Source organism: Mesorhizobium sp. M2A.F.Ca.ET.037.01.1.1 (genome assembly GCF_003998075.1).
GTDB lineage: Bacteria > Pseudomonadota > Alphaproteobacteria > Rhizobiales > Rhizobiaceae > Mesorhizobium.
The window spans coordinates 1-18,171 of sequence record NZ_RZSA01000017.1 but is presented as its reverse complement, the minus strand read 5'-3'; the positions used below and the strand labels follow the sequence as shown (position 1 = coordinate 18,171).

The following is an 18,171-nucleotide window of genomic DNA, read 5'->3' as shown; positions in this document are numbered from 1 at the left end:
GCCGACGAGCCAGAGCAGACCATTGGTCCGCTGCTCGGCGGCGGTCAGCACCGGGTCATATTCCAGAAGCACGGCGCCGACGATCGTGTCCTCGTTCTGTTCGATCGGAACGGCAAGAATGGCGTTCCCTTCCCTCGGATCGACGAACCGGCGCGGAACACCGTCTTGCAGCGTGAGGCCCACCTCGTTGCCTGGATCGTGATCGAATGTCTCGCCGGTCTTATGCTCCTCGTCAGCGGCATGGGCGACAATCCGCTTGCTGCGGTCGACGATAATAAAATCGCGGCGCGCGCGGCGATGTTGCTGCTCGAGGTATTCCTTCAATGCATCGGGTCGATCGAGCAGCGAGGGCGAGCCGTCGGAGGGTGTGAAAACGATGGTGTCGGCCAGCTCACGCGCGACATTGGTCGCTTCCGTCAGCCCCAGATATTTGGCCGCCGTCACCTGCGTGACAACGGCGACCGCGCCAACCAATCCGATGAGTGCGGCCGCGCTCACCATGCTGATGATAATCAGGCTTTTAATGCGCATGGCAGTCCCACCGGCGACAACGCCGTCTCGTTGGTGAATCAGGGCCAGCCTCTCATCCGTAGCCTTTTATTACCGAATCGTTATCGAGCTCCTAATGCGAAGACCTTGGTCACGATCGTGGAGAGTTGAGCCCTGTATCAAAGCTAAACGACGACCTTAGTGAGTACAGGAAGTCGTTGGCGTCGATGTGCTCGGTCTGAACGCGTGTCTTGGCGAGGAAACGGTCGGCAGCGCCCGCGTCCGGTACCTCGCCCTGCAGCGGAGGCGCTGTCGATCATCAGTCGCAGCACCCCCTAGAAGGCATTGCCGCCTCTCTGCCGAACAACGATGAAATCTGGATAGAGGTCGAATATCTGGGCTCGTCCTCGTCGCCGAAATCCTCATTCGTCAGGACGTGTCCCGCCGAAACTCTTGCAGCGGCCGCGTCACATCAAGCTCGTCGACCTGGGGTGGATAGACGGCGCTGTTCAAGCTCGCAGCTACCTTCACCCCACAACAGAAGGGATGGATCTTCGTGGGGGTGTGCGCCGCCAAGCCGTCGGCGACGTTCTACATCGATCCGAAGATAGTGCTGAGCTAACCGGCAAAGGCATGGATGATGGCGAAGCCGATGCCTATAGCGAGGCACGTGCAGAGGCTTTCAGCCAGGCGCAGCGAGACGCCTATTTGATGCTGGTTGCTGGCGGCTCGATTTTGCCGTCGAGCCGATCGACAAAGCTCGAAGCTCAGCAGCCCGAGACTCGACCGGTGCCTATAGCATTTAACATTTGAGGGAGCAGGTCGCCCCGGAATGTGCCCTTATGGATGCTCGACCCTGGTGGGGCCGAGACCAACCTTAAACTTCACCCGCTGGCTCCGGCCGGCGGGTTTTTTGTGTGCTTGAAACCAGCGTCGCACAGACAGCTTCCCCGCGTTTGAGAGATCAACCGGGGATACCCATGAAGAAGGCGGATGAGAAGCCAGTTTTGACGAAGCGTGAGCATCGCGGCAGGTGGCGGCCCGTCGATTCTGCCGGCTCCGTCGCCTGTGGGTCCTGGCCCGTTCAGCCGGCTTGATTGCCTTTGCCCTGCCTTTAGTCCCGTGGGCTCCTGCCGGCGGGATTCCAGGTCGACGCGGCCCGATCTAGATTTCATAGTTGTAGATGGTCTAATCGCTGTACTGGATCGAGTTGGCGCGTTCCTCAGCTTCAACCGTTGCCATATCGAGAAGGTACGTCAGAAGTGTCTCGCCTGATCCGTCTAACACACGGCGCACCTCTTTCAGCATGGATTGAGTGAATTGTAGGTTCTCAAGCCTAGTGGGCTGATTCAAATCGGCCTCCCGTAAACAGTGGCGAGGACAAGAATATTAGCTGAAGCTTGCGCGAGAGTTAAATGGAGCCTTGTCTGCAACGAACGGTGCCAGTGCGTCGGCAACGCGCTGCAGAAACGGCACGAGATCCAGCATCAAACGTGTAGTCCGGCATGGCGGCCGATGAGCGGCCTGCGCGCGATAGGCTGCGCTTTCGTAGCGCGCTTCGGCGGACATGCCCGCCTTCACGCGCTCAAGCCATTGCATCTTCGCCCCCGCGAACCTCCCGCCTCAAAAAATCTACCGGCCGAAGCATACGAGGATTTGGGTCCGGTACACGAAAGCGTCGGCTGGCGCTGAGGCTTGGGGTTCTCGGCTCGCCGTAAAAGACCATTCGCCACGAAGTGGATAGCTTCCCCGAGGCGGATTCTGCCGATCTTTGCCTCAGCATGGGTAGACAGATCGATGAACCCGAAAACTTCAGCGGCGGTATCCCTGGCCTCCAAGACGGCAGCACTGAGGAGAGGCAAAACTAGGCGGCCAACGGCTCTGAGCATTGGCCTCGCGTGCAAGCCGTTCGGCTTCCGAATGCGATAGCCCAATGAGCACTTTGTCACCCACTTCGGCAGGCAGGTTAGTAGACCGGTCGAGGACCAGCCATTGGTCGGCCGGGTCCAGAACGACGACGAATCTCATTCCTGCGCTTCCTTTCGTTAGTAGGCGCTAACTTAGGGCCAGCCGCGTTGTTCCTGCACGAATAGAATTATTTGAGGCAGCGGCCCTCGGTGGCGCTGGCCTTGCCGAAAATGGATGTGTCAGAGAGTAAATTGGCGACCGACGGTCTCGGGCGGGGGGCGGAGGGATGCCGTCGGTCACCAGGGATAGGGGCCATCAAATCAGTGAAATGCTTAGGCCCTGCCTTCGATTAGCATGAAATCAATCAGCTCGAAATCTCAATTGACATAGGGAGTTGGCCGGCAGCGGAGCGTCCGGCTGCCATCATGTGATAGCCATTCGGTGCCGCCATTGACCACACCCCGAACCAACACCTCGGCGTCGTGGCCGGGCGGGCTGGTTACTGGCCAATCCGCGAAAGCACCAATACTGAAGGCCCAGGATATCTAAACCGGGCGCCTCATTTAGAGCCTAACAAGCGAACCAGCAAGGCATCCAGCGGCTCGCCGTCAACACTGTCACCCGGCAAATTACTCGGCCGGGCTGAGGGACGAGGATGAGCTTCTCGCCGGCGAGCATAGTCCCTTCATCGCTGGTTCAATGGGTGCCCGCTGAGACCTGCGAATCGGCGGGCACCAATCGGTACAAAGGTGTATTATTGCCGATCCCTGACGAACTAGACAATGAATATCTCACATTCGGAGTGTCTCCAGTGCGGACATCAAATCGTTCGGAAAGGGACTTGGTTTAAGCGCATAGCGTATTTCGGATGCCCGTCGTGCAATGCTTCGTCGCGGCTTGGATACCCTGAAAAGCTACGCCTTTCGCGGCTCATAAACATCTAGGTGTCACTGATGTAATTGACACAACATGCCCCGCTGACTGCCAAGGCCCGCAGCTTGCGAATAAGTTACGCCATATGCACCATTCGCCGCATGCTCGATGACGAAATTGACCAACCGGCCCGGTAAGGGCTTTATGCCATGGAAAGTCGGCGACGGCGAGGACGCCGTCGACACGGTTTGCTGGGCAGCTCGGATTGTGAATTTCCCGATCGGAAATGCAGCAGCCTAAAGGTTTCGGACGCCTTCTTGAATATAAAGAGGAGAGCGGACCGACTGCGTCTTAGGCCCCTTCACCTATAACGGACATTCAACAGGTGAAGACGACGTGCCTGACGCCCCGACTGCGACCGGGCTGCTTACGTTCGCTTCTATCATGGCTCAGTGCCGCTACCAAACGGGGTGAAGCTCACTGGGTCCTGATAGCCGCGAAGCTTCTTTCGAACCGGTCCACGACCTCATCGACATCCGCCATCGCCAGGCAGAGCGGCGGGCACATCCGGACGGCCAGTGCGCGCAAAAACCAGCGGAGGCCGAGGTTCTTGCCTGGGGCGGGGTCAGCGACATCCTCGTTTCCAACGAGGTCGTTTCCTCCCGCAAGCTGGCGCGTCTGGCCGCGTTGACCAACATGTCGAAGATTTCGATTTGTGCCGATAGCGCGATCGTGGTCGACCAGATCGAAGCAGTTGCCGAATCCTCTGCCACGCGGTTGACCGTGCTGGTCGAGATCGACGTCAGCGGCGGCCGTTGCGGTGTGGAGCCCGGCGAACCGGCCACGGCGCTGTCGGTACGCATAGCGAGAAGCCGCCATCTGGTGTTCGGCGGCCTGCAATCCTATCAAGGGCGCGCCCAGCACCTGCGCACCGAACAGGAGCGACGCGACGCAATCGGCCAGGCTGCCGCGCGAACGGCGGATACTGTCGCCGCGATCAGGCGGCAAAAGCTGGAATGCGCTATCATAGGCGGCGCAGGCACGGGTACCTTTGCCCACGAGGCAGCCAGCGGCGTCTACAACGAGTTGCAGGCTGGGTCCTATGCGTTCATGGATGCCGACTATGCACGAAATCGCCCCGCTCCCGATTTCGAACAATCGCTGTTCGTGTTGAGCACCGTCATGAGTGCTGCCCGTCCCGGCATCGCGGTTCTGGATTGCGGCCACAAGGGAATTGCCATCGACAGCGGGCTTCCTCTCGTTCACGCCAGACAGGATATCGACTATGCCGGCGCATCGGATGAGCACGGTTCGCTCATCCTGCGTTCGGATCCCGGAAGCCTTGCCATCGGAGAAACGCTACGCCTCGTTCCCGGCCATTGCGATCCAACGGTCGACCGCTATGACTGGTATGTCGGCATGAGCGGCAAACGGGTCGAATGCGTCTTTCCTGTAGCGGCGCGCGGAATGATGCAATGATGCTCGCGGTTCTTCCAGAGGCCCCACAAGATATGGCCTGGAGACGAGGCGCGCAAAGACAACGATAGCTGATGTGATCTTCGGCCCATCCGAAGCCGATTGCCTCTACTTGATGATACCGATCTTCTTGCGATCGATGGTGACGAAGACGGCACAAACCAGAACCGTCCCCTTGACGATATTCTGAAGGTATGGATCGACGCCGGTCATGTTCATGCCATTCGACAGCAGCGTGATGATCAGAACGCCCAGGATGGTGCCGACAACACTGCCCACGCCCCCGGTCAAAGGCGTTCCGCCGACCACGACAGCTGCAATGACGTCCAGTTCAAGCCCCTCCCCGAGTTGCGCGGTGGCGGCCATGGCGCGCGCGCCCTGCAGCAATCCCGCGATGCCGCACAGGGTCCCTAGAAGCACATACATGAGGATCTTCACGCGGGCGACCTGAATGCCTGTCAACATAGCGACGCGTTCCCCGCCGCCGACGGCGCGGACCTCGCGTCCGAACACTGTCCTGTTGATGATGCCATAGGCAAACACGGTCAGCACCAAGCCGATGATCACCGAATGGGGAATGCCGAAAGTGCGTTCGGCATAGGCGTTGAGGAATTGCTCGTCCTCTATCGACACCGGAGCGCCGCGCGTGAAAAGGAGCACGATGCCGCGATAGACCACCATCGCTCCCATGGTGGCTATGAAGGACGGGACCTTGCCCTTGGCGAGGAGCATGCCGTTGATCCAGCCGGCAACCGCGCCAACGGCAATGGCCGGGACGATTGCCGCGGCGCCGAGACGATCTGCGGTCAGCGCCGTCACCAATGCCGCGAGGGCGACGATTGAGCCGACCGAAAGATCGATCGAGCCCGCCATGATGACGAAGGTCATGCCCAGCGCCGCGACCAGCAGCACCGTGCCCTGTTGAAGCACGATGAGAAGGTTGCTGAAGGTCAGGAAGCGTGGCGACAATATCGAGAAAATCACAATCAGCAGAACGAGCATGGCAAGCGGAAAGCTGCGCTTGACGAGTTCGAGCCTGCCTGCGTTCCGGATCGGCTCGCCGCTCGCGTTCGGCATCGCCGTTGTCCCGGCTGTCTCGTTCGTTTCCATGGTCAGGCCATATGTCCAATGATGTCGTGTTCGGTGGCATCGGCTGCCGTCTCGATGCGATGCGTGACATATCCCTGTCGGAGCACCAGCAGCCGGTCTGACATTCCGATCAGTTCAGGCATGTCTTCCGAGGACAGGATTATGGCGAGGCCCTGCGTCGCCATCTGCCTTATGATGCGGTAGATTTCCGCGCGGGCGCCGATGTCGACCCCACGCGTAGGATTGTTGAGCAGGAGCAGGCGTGGCTGGACGGCCAGGCATTTGCCGATCACCACCTTTTGCAGATTACCTCCCGAGAGCAAACGACAGGACGCATCGACGCTTTGCGCCTTGATGCCGATCTGGGCGATGAGATCGCCCGCGATGGCGATTGCGGCGGCGCGATCGAAGACCGGCCCATGACGCGGCGGGCGGGCCATCACCAGATTGTCGAGTACGCTGAACTCGGCAATCAGCCCTTCATTGTTGCGGTCGCCCGGCAGATGAGCCACGCCCTGCCGCCATGCGAAAGTCGGGCTCGACGGCGCGTAGCGGGCGCCAGCGAGCTTCATGGAGCCATGGCGCAAAGGCAAGTCGCCGCAAATGGCCGCAAACAGCGCTTCGGCGCCGGCGCCTTTCAATCCGGCAAGGCCGAGGATCTCGCCAGCGCGAACATCCAGGCTGATGTTGCTCAGCTCGCGTCCAACCGCGACGTCGCTGACTTCGAGAACGACGGGATCCCGCTCGGTCTTGCCCGGGTCTTTTGCCGGCCGTGGCGGATAGATGCTTTTCGCAAGCCCGCGCCCCACCATGCGGCGATGAATTTCACGCGGCACGATCTCGCTCGTGCGATACGTTCCGACAAATTGGCCGTCCTTGAGAATCGTCAATTCGTCCGCGACGGCCAGCACCTCGTCGAGGTGATGGGAAACGAAGGCTATCGTCATCCCCTGCGCCTTGAGTTCGCCGATGACGCGAAGGACGGCTTGAACCTCCCGATGATCCAGATAGGCGGTGGATTCATCGAGGAGGAGAATTTTCGGACTTGTCGAGAGAGCTCGAGCGATCTCGATGCATTTCAGCTCGCCGAGATTGAGACTGCCTGTATCCGATGAGACCGATATCTGCGCGCCGATCCGCTCCAGGATCGCCTGCGCCGCCGATTCCATGCGTCTGCGGTCGATGAAACCGAGGCGGCCGGCGAACATCCGCAGGCGGTCGATGAAGATGTTCTCCGCAACGGACAATGAGCGGTTGATCGTGATTTCCTGGTAGACGAGCGACACGCCAAGGGCCGCCGCGCCGATGACACTTCGTGGGGCGTATCTTGCGCCATCCAAGGTCATTTCGCCGCCGTCAGGCCGTTCGGCACCGGCAAGCATGCGCAGGGTCGTCGATTTGCCGGCTCCGTTCTCGCCCACGATGGCGTGAACCGTACCCGGCCGCAGCTCAATCGAGACGTCATGCACAGCACGTGTCTGGCCGTAGCTCTTATGCAAATTGCTCGCGGTAAGCGTCATGAACCGAACGCGTCCAATATCAGGGTGAGGCCTGCCTGCAACCATAAGGCGGCAGGCAGGCCGAACGTCCGTTCAGTTGCTGTATTGCATCTCGAAAACGGCTGGCTTGGCGTCCTTGTTGTAGAAGCGGGAGTGCTGCCGGAAATCATAGGCGGGCACGCCGCCTGGAAAATCCTTTTCAAACTGCGCGACCCGATCCTTGGTCAGCGGCAGCAGCTTCAGCTTGACGTTGTCGGCACCAGGCGGCACCGGAATGCCCTTGATCTGGTCGAAAAGGGTGACCAGCGCGAAGCCGCCCTGAAGCCAATGACCGCCGATGTCGAAAAGCAGTTCGCCGGACTTCACCGCTTCGACAGTCGTGCTGCTGGAGGGCAACGCGTTGCCGCAGAAGGTGTTCTTGCCGATCCCCCAGAAGAACAATGCCGATCTGGCCGAAGGCAAGGACTTCTTCCCCGACCTGCCGAAGACCTTCTACACGGCCACCGGCTTTCCGCAGTGCTTCCCTGTGTTCACGCCGGATGAGCTGCAGGGCCAGACGGCCGACAACGCCAATTGAGCCGTGACACGATCTGGCCGGCATTGCGCCGGCCAGATCGTGCGGCAACGGAGCGCGCATGGCCGATCGCTATGTCGAACTGAAATCGGTGTCGAAATCCTATGGCGGCGTCCCGGCGTTGACAAAGGTGGATTTCCGCTGCGAACCGGGACGCGTGCACGCCATTCTCGGCGAGAACGGCGCGGGCAAATCGACGCTGATGAAATTGTTGGCTGGCGTCATCCAGCCGGACAGCGGAACGATCTCCATCGGCGGGCAGACGGTGCGCTTCTCTTCCCCGCGCGACGCGGCCAAACAGGGCACTGTCTGCATGTTCCAGGAACTGTCGCTGATGCCGCACCTTTCGGTTGGCGACAATATCGTGCTTGCCGCCCCGCGCACCCGGATGGGACTGGTGGAGCGTGGCGTCTATCGAGAGGCGCGCGAGGCGTTGGACCTGGTTGGTGCCACGTCAATCCCGCTCGGCGCTCGCGTTTCTGGCCTTTCCCTGTCGGAGCGACAGCTGGTGGAAATCGCGAAAGCCGTGTTCCGCAAGCCCAAGCTTCTTATTCTTGACGAGGCGACCTCGGCGTTGACCAGCGAGCTCGTCGAAACGGTGTTCGGTGTCCTCAGGATGCTGAAGGCGCAGGGTGTCGCGATCCTTTTCATCTCACATCGCATGCATGAGGTCTACGCCATCGCCGACCGCATATCCGTCTTCCGCAACGGCAGACATATCGAGACCTTCGACGTCGGCGCGCGCACGACGGATCAGATCGTGGGCCTCATGATTGGCCGCTCGCTGCAAGAACTCTTCCCGCCGCGTCGCCCACCTGTGCCCGACACAGCGATCACCGTTCTGGATGTATCTGACGTGAGCTGGCAAAGCCAGCTCGTCAATGTATCGCTGGCCGCGCGCGCCGGTGAAATCGTCGGGCTCGGCGGTTTGGACGCGCAGGGCCAGCAGCAGATCATGCATGCCGTCTTCGGTGTGTTGCGCGGAGTGACGGGCCGCATCGACCTCAATGGCAAGCGACTGAACGGGCTGAAGCCGCCGAGGCTGAAACAATCCGATATCGGTCTGGCGCTTGTGCCCGAGGATCGCAAGACAGAGGGGCTGATCCCCAGCATGTCGGTTGCCCAGAACATGCGTCTGGCGGCTCTCGGGCGGGCGCCATTCGGCTTGCTCGACCTGAACGGCAACAGCGATGCGCGGCTGCGGCAACTCATCGAACGCCTGGCCCTGACCTATGGTTCGCTCGAGGATCCCGTTGCAACGCTGTCGGGCGGCAACCAGCAGAAGGTGGTGCTGGCCAAATGGTTGGTGCTGTCGCCCAAATGTCTGCTGCTGATGGACCCGACGCGCGGCATTGACCTCGGGACCAAGGCCCAGATCTACAGGCTGCTCACCGATCTGGCGGCCGAAGGAATGGCGGTGATCCTGCAGTCGACCGACTATGAGGAGCTTATCCATTTGTGCGACCGGGTCTATGTCTTCTACCGGGGCAGCGTGGCAAAGGAACTGAAGGGCGATCAGCTGTCCGCCGACGCGCTCATCGCCGCCTCAATGAACGTGCATCTTCACGCTCGGGCCCAAATGTCATGACCTGGCTTCGTCAAAATGCAAGGGAAGCAATTGCCGAGCTCGCTCTCGTGGTGCTTTTCGCCGTCTATATCGCCATTCATCCACGCGGCTTCTCAACCTATGTGGTTACCATCTGGTCGAACGAGGGGACGCTGCTTGGGCTTGCCGCGATCGCCCAGTTCTTTGTCGTCCTGGTCAAGGGGATCGACCTGTCGGTAGGATCCGTCGTTGCGCTGACCAACGTGGTGGCGTCCTTCGTTTTCAACGCGTCTCCAGCGTCGATTGCCCTTGGCATGGTGGCTGTGCTCGCTGTCGGGGCGGCCTGCGGGCTGGTGAACGGGATCGCGGTCGTCTATGGCCGGGTGCAGCCGATTGTCGCCACCCTGGCGACAGGTGGCATCTTCAGCGGCATCGCCCTGCTTCTGCGGCCAACGCCTGGAGGCAGAATCGACGAGACGATGTCGGACGCGCTCACCTATGCGGTGGCGGGCATCCCCGTCTCGGCGGTCATTCTTGCCGTCGTCCTCGTCGTATTGCTGGTCCTTTTGCGCCGCACGACCGTCGGGCTGGGCCTCTATGGCGTCGGGTCGTCGGAACAGTCAGCCTACATGACCGGCCTTCGCGTGAATCGGCTCAAGCTCGTCGCCTATAGCAGCAGCGGCTTCATCGCGGCCCTTGCCGGGATCTATGTCAGCATGGTCACGCTCACTGGTGATCCCAACATCGCGCCGTCCTACACGCTGAACTCGATTGCCGCCGTCGTTTTGGGCGGCGTTGCGCTGAGCGGTGGCGCGGGTAGCCCCATCGGCGCCGTGATCGGCGCTTTGATCCTGAAGACCATCTCGTCGCTGATGTTCTTCTCCGGACTGCCCCCATTGGCGCAACCGTTCTTCGAGGGATTGATCCTGGCAACCGCAATTGCACTCGGCGCGCTTGGCGTTTTCCGGGTGCGCAGCCGGCTTGAGCTGTACCGCTGATGACTGATGCAACCGAGCGAACCGTTACGCCACGCAAATCACCCCGCTGGCTCAACCGGGACCGGATGTCGGTCCTGCTGATCGCCCTAGGCTGCGTCGCTCTGCTTCTGGGCGGCTCGCTATTGTATCCCGGCTTCCTGAAGCCCGGCTACCTGTTGCAGCAGCTTCAGATCGCCGCCTTTCTTGGCATCATCGCCACCGGCGCCATGATGGTGATCCTGCTCGGCGAGATCGACCTTTCAGTACCGTGGACCATCACGGGGACGGCGATTGTCGTCATCTCGGCCTCCGGCAGCTCCAATCCCCTGGTCGCCAGCCTGACAATTCCGCTGGGTCTGTGCCTCGGCATGGCGGTCGGCTTTTTGAACGCCATCGGTGTCGCCATCTTTCGCGTTCCTGCGATGGTCTGGACGCTGGCCGTCAACGCCATGCTGCTGGGCGCCGCGGTTTTCTACACCGGCAACAGCCGCCCCAACGGTGAAGTCCCCTGGCTGGCAACCCAGGCGGCGACCGGCAGGAGCTTCGGCGTCCCCAATGCTTTTCTCGTTTGGGCCGTCCTTGCAGCGATCACCGTCTGGATGCTCAAACGGACCGTTTATGGAAACTACCTTTATGCGCTCGGCAATTCGCGACGTGCCGTGTTTCTTGCCGGGGCACGGGTTCATCTGGTGAGAGTGGCAACCTTCGTCCTTGCAGGGTTGTTTTCCAGTTTCGGCGCCATCCTCCTGCTAGGCTACACCAACCAGGCCTATCAGGGTATGGGGGACCCCTATCTCATGCCGGTCATCTCGGCCGTGGTAATCGGGGGAACCTCGATTCAAGGCGGTCGAGGCAACTATATCGGCACCTTCGTCGGGGCTCTCTTCATCACGCTTCTGTCGTCGATCCTTTCCGTGATGCAGATGCCCCCCGCCGCACGCCAAATAGTCTTCGGCGCAATCATCCTGGTCATGTTGCTGATCCACGGCCTCACCGACAAGAACGGCGACATCTGAGGGCGCCAGTTAGATCGGAAGGTCTGGACGTCTGGATGATGCTCGAGGACTTACGAGGAGGCTGCCCGAGCCATCGCGGAAGCCATCGAAGAACGAAGCCAACTGCACAGGCGATTTCGCAGGCAGCCACTTACTGCAAGGCGGCGGCAGCGCCACTCGAAGGACAGGACCAAACATGCGCATCGTGGACATCAGGGAAAAGACAGTCTCGATTGCCTCCCCCATCGCCAACGCTTACATCGACTTTTCCAAAATGACTTGCTCGGCCGTCGCCGTGATCACCGACGTCGTACGTGACGGCAAACCTGTGGTTGGCTACGGTTTCAATTCGAATGGCCGATATGGACAGGGCGCCCTAATGCGCGACCGTTTCTTCGCGCGAGTTCTTGGCGCCGATCCGGAAACGCTCATTGACCATCAGCAGAATAACCTCGACCCGTTCGCAATCTGGAAGACTCTCATGACCAACGAGAAACCTGGTGGCCACGGCGAACGGTCCGTGGCGGTGGGCACCATAGACATGGCCGTCTGGGACGCCGTCGCCAAGATCGCCGGCGTTCCGCTGTGGCGCCTCCTGGCGGACCGTTACCGGGCAGGCGTGGCGGACGAGAAGGTTTGGGTCTACGCGGCCGGTGGTTATTATTATCCTGGCACGGACCACTCGAAGCTTCAGGCGGAGATGCGAGGTTATCTGGACCGCGGCTACAAGGTGGTGAAAATGAAAATCGGCGGCGTGCCGCTGGATGAGGATCTGCGCCGCATCGAGGCCGTTCTGGAGGTGGTCGGTGAGGGCAAATATCTGGCTGTGGATGCCAACGGACGCTTCGACCTGAAGACCGCCATCGCCTATGCCGAGGCGATCCGGCCGTACCGCCTGTTCTGGTACGAGGAGCCTGGGGATCCGCTGGACTACGCGCTACAGGCGGAACTGACGCGCCACTATGACGGCCCGATGGCGACGGGCGAGAACCTTTTCTCGCATCAGGATGCGCGTAACCTCCTGCGCCATGGCGGCATGCGGCCCGACCGCGACTATCTGCAGTTCGACTGCGCCCTCTCCTACGGCCTGGTTGATTATCTCCGCACGCTGGAGATCATAAAGGCGCTTGGCTGGTCCTCACGACGCGTAGTGCCGCATGGCGGCCATCAGATGTCGCTTAACATCGCCGCGGGCATGCATCTGGGCGGCAACGAATCTTATCCGGACGTTTTCCAGCCCTTTGGCGGCTTTGCCGACGGCATTGCCGTGGAAGACGGCTATCTCGGGCTACCGGATATTCCAGGTGTCGGCTTTGAAAAGAAGGCCGAACTGTTTACGGTCTTCCGACAATTGCACTAGAACTGGCCCTGATGGCACGGTACCTCTTATTCGCTTTCAACGAGCGTCGGCGATCGTGAACATGCAAATGTGGAGTTCTTGAGGGTACTGGAGAGAAAGGTGCTCCGGCTATGGTCTTGGATGATCCACGACGCAAATCATCTCCGCCACAACGAGGGAGGGGCTCAAGCTCAAGATCGGCGGTCATCAGTCGTCGTCCGCTTCCCCTAACGAACTGGCTCCTATGTCCGACCTCAACGTCGTTTGGCCGCTATCAGGCGGCCTCCTCATTGGCCTTTCGGCGGCACTGTACCTGCTGCTGAACCGCGGTATCGCCAGGATATCGGGACTGACCGCGTCAGCCTTGGGTTGGATAGGCCCTGGGATTAGTCCGCTCGCCAATCAGGCCGGCTGGATCGAACCTTGTCGGTGGAACCCAAACTTTACGGTCTTATAGAATTTGGCTGAGGAACTGTCTGGTTCTCGGATATTTCGCCTTGGTAAAGAACTCAGTCGGCGGCCCGTGCTCCACGATTACGCCGTGATCAGTAAAATAGACGTGGTCAGCGACTTCGCGGGCGAAGCCCATCTCATGGGTGACGAGGATGCAGGTCATCCCCTCGGCCGCGAGTTCCCTGATCGTCAGCAACACCTCCTTCACCGTCTCCGGATCGAGCGCTGCCGTGACCTCGTCGAACAGCATGACGGCCGGACGCATGGCCAAACTGCGCGCGATCGCCACGCGTTGCTGCTGACCGCCCGAAAGCTCTCCCGGATAGGTATCCTCTTTGCCCTGCAGGCGGACCTTGGCGATCAGCGCACGGGCGCGTTCCTCTACGTTCCCTCTTCGGCTCTTTCAGCACCAGGGCCGGTGCCATTATGATGTCTTGTGTGAAAAGAAGTTGTATTGCTGGAAGACGATGCCGACCTTCTTGCGCAGCGCGAGGAGGTCTAGCTTCGGGTCGTTCACCTCCTGTCCTTCGACCTTGATCGAGCCCTTCTGGATGTTGTTGAGCCCGTTGATGCAGCGGATCAGCGACGACTTGCCCGAGCCGGACGGGCCGATAATGCAGATCACTTCGCCCTTGCGTACGTCGAAGCTTACGCCCTTAAGCACCTCCAGGGCGCCGAAGGGTTTGCAGATGGGCGGCCGCGAGACACCGTGCGCTGGTCATTTCGGGGTACGACGAGGTCAATCACAAAGCCGCGCCCGAACTCGCGACACTTGGAATAGCCAACAATCTCCGCCACGGCTCAATGTGCCAATTGGGGGCATCCTATGCGAGCAACGCAAGTATCTCGCACGGTCTGTTCCGAATACGCGCGCATCCAGCGCGGCGATCTCTCCGAGCCTCTCACGGGGCAGTTCGCTCAATTCTCCATCCAGAGCCAGATTGGCCGGAGTTCTTGCGGAGGCCTCTGCTGCCCGACGAGATGCGCTGACTGAAACAGCTTGAGGATTATAACCTGTCACTTCGCCTTCGACGCCTGGAAGAGGCCGACCAGTTCATCCAGAATGGGTTTCGGATCGGAATTCTCCTCCGGCTGGTCGACAATAAGCGAGAGATCGTCAGCATCGTCCAATTTAAGGCAGAGGAGCAGAAGCACGATTCCGCGCATACCGGGAGAAAGCTTTGGTGATTGCGCCTCTTCGCAATCGATTCCGTAACGCAGGCCGATATGGTCTGCGCTGAACAGCCACTGCTCGAAATTCCGCGACCAAGCGCGACGAGGCTGGACTGGGGTCGTCTTCGCGAGACACCGAAGCAATTCGTATCGACCCCAAAAGGCTCAGGTCCCCGCCACTTCATTTTTCGAAAAGATGGGATGACGGGCTATGTTGTTGATGAGATCGCGTCCAGTGTAAGCCAATACGATTTTGATTCATTGGACGGTTCACTCAATCGACGCATGACGGCAAGCACTTTGCCGGCAAGCTTCCGTGGTCAAAATAGCAGCGCGGATATTCACCTATCTCCAGATGAGCGTTTCTTGTATTTTTCCAATAGAGGGCATAATAGTATTGCCGTATTTGAAGTTGACCACGAAACGAGCCATGTTTGCGCTAAAAGAAAACATCTATTCGGGCGGAGAATTGCCGCGCAACTTTGCTATCATATCGTCGGTGCGATATTTGATTGTTGCCAATCAGGGCACCAGTTCGTTGGTGGTTTTCGAACGCGACGTGAGCAGCGGATCGCTTCGGAAGATCAGCCAGACGTTTGCCGGCACGCCAATGCGCGTCAAAATCTGGCGGCAATCGTCATCTTCATAAACGGTTGGTAGACCCGTCAGTTTTAAATCCGCTCTTTCTTCACACAGGACGATGTAGAGCAGGCCGCCGCGACGGCTTTCTGAATGAACTCGAGCGATCAGGCATCGACCGTGCAACGGTTTCGAAACGCTCGGGCTGTGACGCCCATCGGCTCTCGGAGTACGCTAAAGGGTGGAGGCGTTTCGCCAGATGGCGATCTCGCGGTGGCGACTGGTCTGAGCGACCATAGCCGCTTGTACCGCGTGCCGAGTAAGTGTTTTGCGTTTTGAAGCTTTGACCATTGGCGAGAGGCGTTCCGAGCTTCACCAACTCGTGCGTCTCCGCCTCCGGATTATGAGGCGGCTCGATGAGGTCGAGCGCTCTGCAGATCTGGTTCTGAAGGCAGCGGCCGAGGTGATCGAAGCTGTGTCGCTCGAGCGTGACCGGCCGATGAGGATGCCAAGGGCCAACTGGACGGTTGGTCTCTGAAAGCATCAGCCAGTCAGTCATTCCGACGCTCAGGAAAGCTGCGGCACCTTTCCCTTTCCAGCACGCCTGCCACCAAGTCGCCGGCCGGTGTACGCGGCGCGTCATGCGCAGAGTGGTGCTCGGCGAGAAATGTATATTCGGGCATCCGCTCAGCGGCCTCGACAAAGCAGTCAAGAGCCGTTTCGATCCAAGTGGCGGCGGAGCGATAGGCGGCCATCTGTGCTTTCTCCATATCCTGCCCTTTCCGCCTTGAGATAAGGCCCTTGCCACCTTCAAGCTGCTGACGCGAGAGAGATTCGAAGCGCGCGTTCTCGTTGTCCTTCCTCTCCTGCAAGAGAGGCTGTGCATTGTCAAAACCAGTGTCGCGCTTGGGCAATTCGTTGGGGCCGACGAAGCTCAACGATGGAACATTATGTCGTGGAGGGGGTCTTATTTCACGCCGAGGTGTTTGATGTCCGGATGCGGTCCGCTGGATTTCATTTGTCGAGGGAAAAGGCTTTCTATTAACCGCTCTCGAAAGCAGCAGCGGTTTGCAACGGCGTCCATGAGCTGGCTAGGACCGTTCTAATGGTCCGCTTCTAGGACCCCGGCGGGCTCGCTCCAATGGCTGTGGTGAGGCGCTTGGCAGTCAGTCTGCTTTCGGGCCGGAAGCAGAGGTGGACGGATGAAGCCGACGTGGCGCTGGCCCCGTTATGCCAAGAGTGGTGGTAATCGAGGCGCTCCTAACACCACAATCATGGCTCGGCGCTGCATGTCGGCGTTATGGCATGTGTGCCGTCCAGACGGTAGAGGTCGTCCCCGCTACGGCAGCCTGAATCAGTCGGTCGGCGAGGATCGCCAGGAAGGCGATCGACAGGCCGGCGATCAGGCCCATGCCGGCATCAGCCTTGCCGAGCGCGACATAGACCGCCTGGCCAAGGTCGCGCGTGCCGACAAGAGCGGCGATGGCCAGCATCGACAGCGCCGCCATGATGGTCTGGTTGAGGCCGAGCATGACGACCGGCAAGGCGAGGGGCAATTTGGCCTGCAGCAGCGTCTGCAGCGGCGTCGCGCCCATCTGCTCGACCGCCTCGACGACATCGGCGCGCACATGCCGCAAGCCATGCTCGACATAGCGGATCGGCGGCACGATGGCGTAGAGCATGATGGCGATCAGCGCCGTGAACTCGCCGACCTTGAAGAACATCAGCGCCGGGATGAGGAAGACGAATTGCGGCATGGTCTGCAGCGCGTCGCAGATCGGCTTCAGGGCGCGGGAGACCCGCTCACTATGCGCCGCCCAAACACCAAGCGCGCCGCCGACCAGAAGACAAAGCAGCACCGCCAGCGTGCAGAGGTAGAGCGATTGCACCAGTTGCGGCCATAGGCCGTTGACCAGGATCAGCCCGAAGCCCGCCACCGCGAAGAGGCCGAGCCGCGGCCCGCCTACCTGGGCGGCAAGCAAGGCGACGGCAAGGATAAAGACAGGCCACGGCAGATCGAGGAAGCCGGTGTAGAGAACGAGGCCGGCGGCGGCCACCGCGACCGCAGCCCGCCAGCCGAGGCGGCGCGCGGCCAGAACGGCCAAGGCCAGTACCAGGACGACATAGACGGCCAGGGCCCACGGTGGCAGCGAGAAGCCCCACATTGCCGGCGTCGCCGAACCCGAAATGCCGACGCGCATCGGCAGAAGCAAGCAGTAAAGCACGGCGTTGCGAACGCCGTTGAAGAACCAGGCATAGTCACGCACCAGCCCCAGCAGCCATTGGTTCACGGCGCCCATCTGCATGCGCAGCCCCGTTTCCGGCAAAAGCGTCGCATCGGGCGCGGCCAGCCGGATGACGACGGCCAGAGCCAGCGCGATCGTCAGAGACAGCACCAGCCAGCGCGGCGTCATCCAGCGCATGACGCGCGTCGGTCCGGTTTCCGGCGCCTTGGCGAAGCCGATGGTGAGGCGGTCGATGAGGATGGCGAGCAGTGCGATCACCAGGCCGGACAGGATGCTCTGGCCGAACTCGGCCTTGCGCATCGAGGACAGCACTTCCCAGCCGATATCCTCGAAGCCGCCGATGATGGCGGCGACGATCACCATCGACAGCGCCGCCATCGTCGTCTGGTTGAAGCCGACGAGAAGTTGAGGCAGCGCCGTCGGCACCTCGACCTGCCAGAATTGCTGGCGGCGCGTGCAGCCGCTCATCAAGCCGGCCTCGCTGATCGCCGCCGGCACCCGGTCCAATCCGAGCATCGTGTTGCGCACCATCGGCGGCGTCGCATAGATCGCCGAGGCGATCAGCCCGACCACCGGGCCGAAGCCGAACAGCAAGAGCAGCGGGATGAGGTAGGCGAAGGCCGGCACCGTCTGCATCAGGTCGAGCGCGCCGTTGAGCACCGGACGCCAGCGCGGAAGAGCGTAACCCAGAACGCCAAGCAGGAAGCCGAGCACGGTCGAGATCGGCACCGCCAGCAGCACCAGCGCAAGCGTGTTCATGCTCTGCGGCCAGTAGCCGGCGAGCAGGATGTAGGCGAGCGTGGCGAGCGCAAAGATCGCCAGCCGCTCGCCACTCGACTTCAGCGCAAGGACGGCAATCGCCAGCATCACGGCCGGCCAGGGCAGCCAGGCGAGAACCAGTCGCGCGCCGCGCATCGGCGCATCGAGCAAGGCTGAGAGCGCCCGGAACCCCGGC

At 60.7% G+C, this 18,171-nt stretch carries 15 protein-coding genes and 3 pseudogenes; 9 read left to right on the top strand and 9 right to left on the bottom strand.

All coding sequences use genetic code 11. The annotated features are described in order from the left end of the window. On the bottom strand, positions 1–531 hold a 531-nt coding region (locus tag EOA27_RS02095), incomplete at its 3' end, for a hypothetical protein (RefSeq protein ID WP_145970245.1). A gap of 591 nt (positions 532–1,122) precedes the next feature. Here EOA27_RS02095 and EOA27_RS02090 point away from each other — a divergent pair. Next, entirely contained in the window at positions 1,123–1,302 is a 180-nt protein-coding gene (locus EOA27_RS02090) for a hypothetical protein (protein ID WP_126078806.1), read from the top strand. Between the two features lie 576 nt (positions 1,303–1,878). Here the strand turns inward: EOA27_RS02090 and EOA27_RS02085 are convergent. Then, positions 1,879–2,088 carry a hypothetical protein gene (locus EOA27_RS02085; RefSeq protein WP_126078807.1) on the bottom strand — a complete coding sequence of 70 codons (210 nt, stop codon included), beginning with the start codon at positions 2,086–2,088 and terminating at the stop codon, positions 1,879–1,881. 1,662 nt (positions 2,089–3,750) lie between these two features. Between EOA27_RS02085 and EOA27_RS02075 the strand changes: the two genes are divergently transcribed. Continuing rightward, positions 3,751–4,749 (top strand): DSD1 family PLP-dependent enzyme, encoded by a 999-nt coding sequence (locus EOA27_RS02075; RefSeq protein ID WP_126078808.1) that lies wholly within the window; start codon positions 3,751–3,753, stop codon positions 4,747–4,749. 105 nt (positions 4,750–4,854) lie between these two features. On the opposite strand, the gene EOA27_RS02070 is transcribed toward EOA27_RS02075, so the two are convergent. The 3 genes from EOA27_RS02070 to EOA27_RS02060 all read right to left on the bottom strand — a co-directional run bounded on the left by EOA27_RS02070 (position 4,855) and on the right by EOA27_RS02060 (position 7,730). After that, positions 4,855–5,823 (bottom strand): ABC transporter permease, encoded by a 969-nt coding sequence (locus EOA27_RS02070; RefSeq protein ID WP_189343218.1) that lies wholly within the window; start codon positions 5,821–5,823, stop codon positions 4,855–4,857. A 35-nt stretch (positions 5,824–5,858) separates the two neighbouring features. Beyond that, a complete protein-coding gene (locus EOA27_RS02065; protein WP_189343219.1) occupies positions 5,859–7,355 on the bottom strand; it encodes a sugar ABC transporter ATP-binding protein in 1,497 nt (498 codons plus the stop codon). 72 nt (positions 7,356–7,427) lie between these two features. After that, complete coding sequence (locus EOA27_RS02060) at positions 7,428–7,730, bottom strand: hypothetical protein (protein ID WP_127409642.1); 303 nt, start codon at positions 7,728–7,730, stop codon at positions 7,428–7,430. Positions 7,731–7,734: 4 nt separating this feature from the next. On the opposite strand from EOA27_RS02060, the gene EOA27_RS02055 reads away from it, so the two are divergent. The 6 genes and pseudogenes from EOA27_RS02055 to EOA27_RS41885 form a co-directional block, all read left to right on the top strand. Next, positions 7,735–7,911, top strand: a complete 177-nt coding sequence (locus tag EOA27_RS02055) for a hypothetical protein (RefSeq protein ID WP_189353860.1) — start codon at positions 7,735–7,737, stop codon at positions 7,909–7,911. A 58-nt stretch (positions 7,912–7,969) separates the two neighbouring features. Continuing rightward, entirely contained in the window at positions 7,970–9,496 is a 1,527-nt protein-coding gene (locus tag EOA27_RS02050) for a sugar ABC transporter ATP-binding protein (RefSeq protein ID WP_126078813.1), read from the top strand. Continuing rightward, entirely contained in the window at positions 9,493–10,452 is a 960-nt protein-coding gene (locus EOA27_RS02045; protein WP_127255338.1) for an ABC transporter permease, read from the top strand. The genes EOA27_RS02050 and EOA27_RS02045 overlap by 4 nt, the downstream gene beginning before the upstream one ends. Beyond that, positions 10,452–11,447, top strand: coding sequence for an ABC transporter permease (locus EOA27_RS02040; protein WP_126078815.1), 996 nt, complete (start codon positions 10,452–10,454; stop codon positions 11,445–11,447). Before EOA27_RS02045 ends, EOA27_RS02040 begins: the two co-directional genes overlap by 1 nt. A 175-nt stretch (positions 11,448–11,622) precedes the next feature. Further along, on the top strand, positions 11,623–12,786 hold the full coding sequence (locus EOA27_RS02035; protein WP_127255336.1) for a mandelate racemase/muconate lactonizing enzyme family protein: 1,164 nt from the start codon (positions 11,623–11,625) through the stop codon (positions 12,784–12,786). Positions 12,787–13,009: 223 nt separating this feature from the next. After that, positions 13,010–13,135 (top strand): annotated as a pseudogene (locus EOA27_RS41885) (YeeE/YedE family protein); the annotation flags it as partial. Positions 13,136–13,216: 81 nt separating this feature from the next. On the opposite strand, the pseudogene EOA27_RS02025 reads toward EOA27_RS41885, so the two are convergent. Both EOA27_RS02025 and EOA27_RS41880 read right to left on the bottom strand, forming a co-directional pair. After that, positions 13,217–13,882 (bottom strand): annotated as a pseudogene (locus EOA27_RS02025) (amino acid ABC transporter ATP-binding protein). A 356-nt stretch (positions 13,883–14,238) separates the two neighbouring features. Continuing rightward, positions 14,239–14,493 (bottom strand): annotated as a pseudogene (locus EOA27_RS41880) (hypothetical protein); the annotation flags it as partial. Between EOA27_RS41880 and EOA27_RS02020 the strand changes: the two are divergent. Then, positions 14,446–15,051 (top strand): beta-propeller fold lactonase family protein, encoded by a 606-nt coding sequence (locus EOA27_RS02020; protein WP_245491011.1) that lies wholly within the window; start codon positions 14,446–14,448, stop codon positions 15,049–15,051. The pseudogene EOA27_RS41880 and the gene EOA27_RS02020 overlap by 48 nt on opposite strands. 470 nt (positions 15,052–15,521) lie before the next feature. On the opposite strand, the gene EOA27_RS02015 is transcribed toward EOA27_RS02020, so the two are convergent. After that, complete coding sequence (locus EOA27_RS02015; RefSeq protein ID WP_126078819.1) at positions 15,522–15,908, bottom strand: hypothetical protein; 387 nt, start codon at positions 15,906–15,908, stop codon at positions 15,522–15,524. Between the two features lie 360 nt (positions 15,909–16,268). Then, positions 16,269–18,171, bottom strand: a 1,903-nt coding sequence (locus EOA27_RS02010) for an ABC transporter permease subunit (RefSeq protein WP_145970244.1), incomplete at its 5' end; no start/stop codon positions are given.

What these genes read in the sequence shown, in the direction of transcription:
- EOA27_RS02065 (WP_189343219.1), bottom strand. Translation starts at nt 7,355, where the DNA reads ATGACGCTTACCGCGAGCAATTTGCATAAGAGCTACGGCCAGACACGT.
- EOA27_RS02050 (WP_126078813.1), top strand. Translation starts at nt 7,970, where the DNA reads ATGGCCGATCGCTATGTCGAACTGAAATCGGTGTCGAAATCCTATGGC.
- EOA27_RS02090 (WP_126078806.1), top strand. Translation starts at nt 1,123, where the DNA reads ATGGATGATGGCGAAGCCGATGCCTATAGCGAGGCACGTGCAGAGGCT.
- EOA27_RS02085 (WP_126078807.1), bottom strand. Translation starts at nt 2,088, where the DNA reads ATGCAATGGCTTGAGCGCGTGAAGGCGGGCATGTCCGCCGAAGCGCGC.
- EOA27_RS02045 (WP_127255338.1), top strand. Translation starts at nt 9,493, where the DNA reads ATGACCTGGCTTCGTCAAAATGCAAGGGAAGCAATTGCCGAGCTCGCT.
- EOA27_RS02040 (WP_126078815.1), top strand. Translation starts at nt 10,452, where the DNA reads ATGACTGATGCAACCGAGCGAACCGTTACGCCACGCAAATCACCCCGC.
- EOA27_RS02035 (WP_127255336.1), top strand. Translation starts at nt 11,623, where the DNA reads ATGCGCATCGTGGACATCAGGGAAAAGACAGTCTCGATTGCCTCCCCC.
- EOA27_RS02020 (WP_245491011.1), top strand. Translation starts at nt 14,446, where the DNA reads ATGGTCTGCGCTGAACAGCCACTGCTCGAAATTCCGCGACCAAGCGCG.
- EOA27_RS02070 (WP_189343218.1), bottom strand. Translation starts at nt 5,823, where the DNA reads ATGCCGAACGCGAGCGGCGAGCCGATCCGGAACGCAGGCAGGCTCGAA.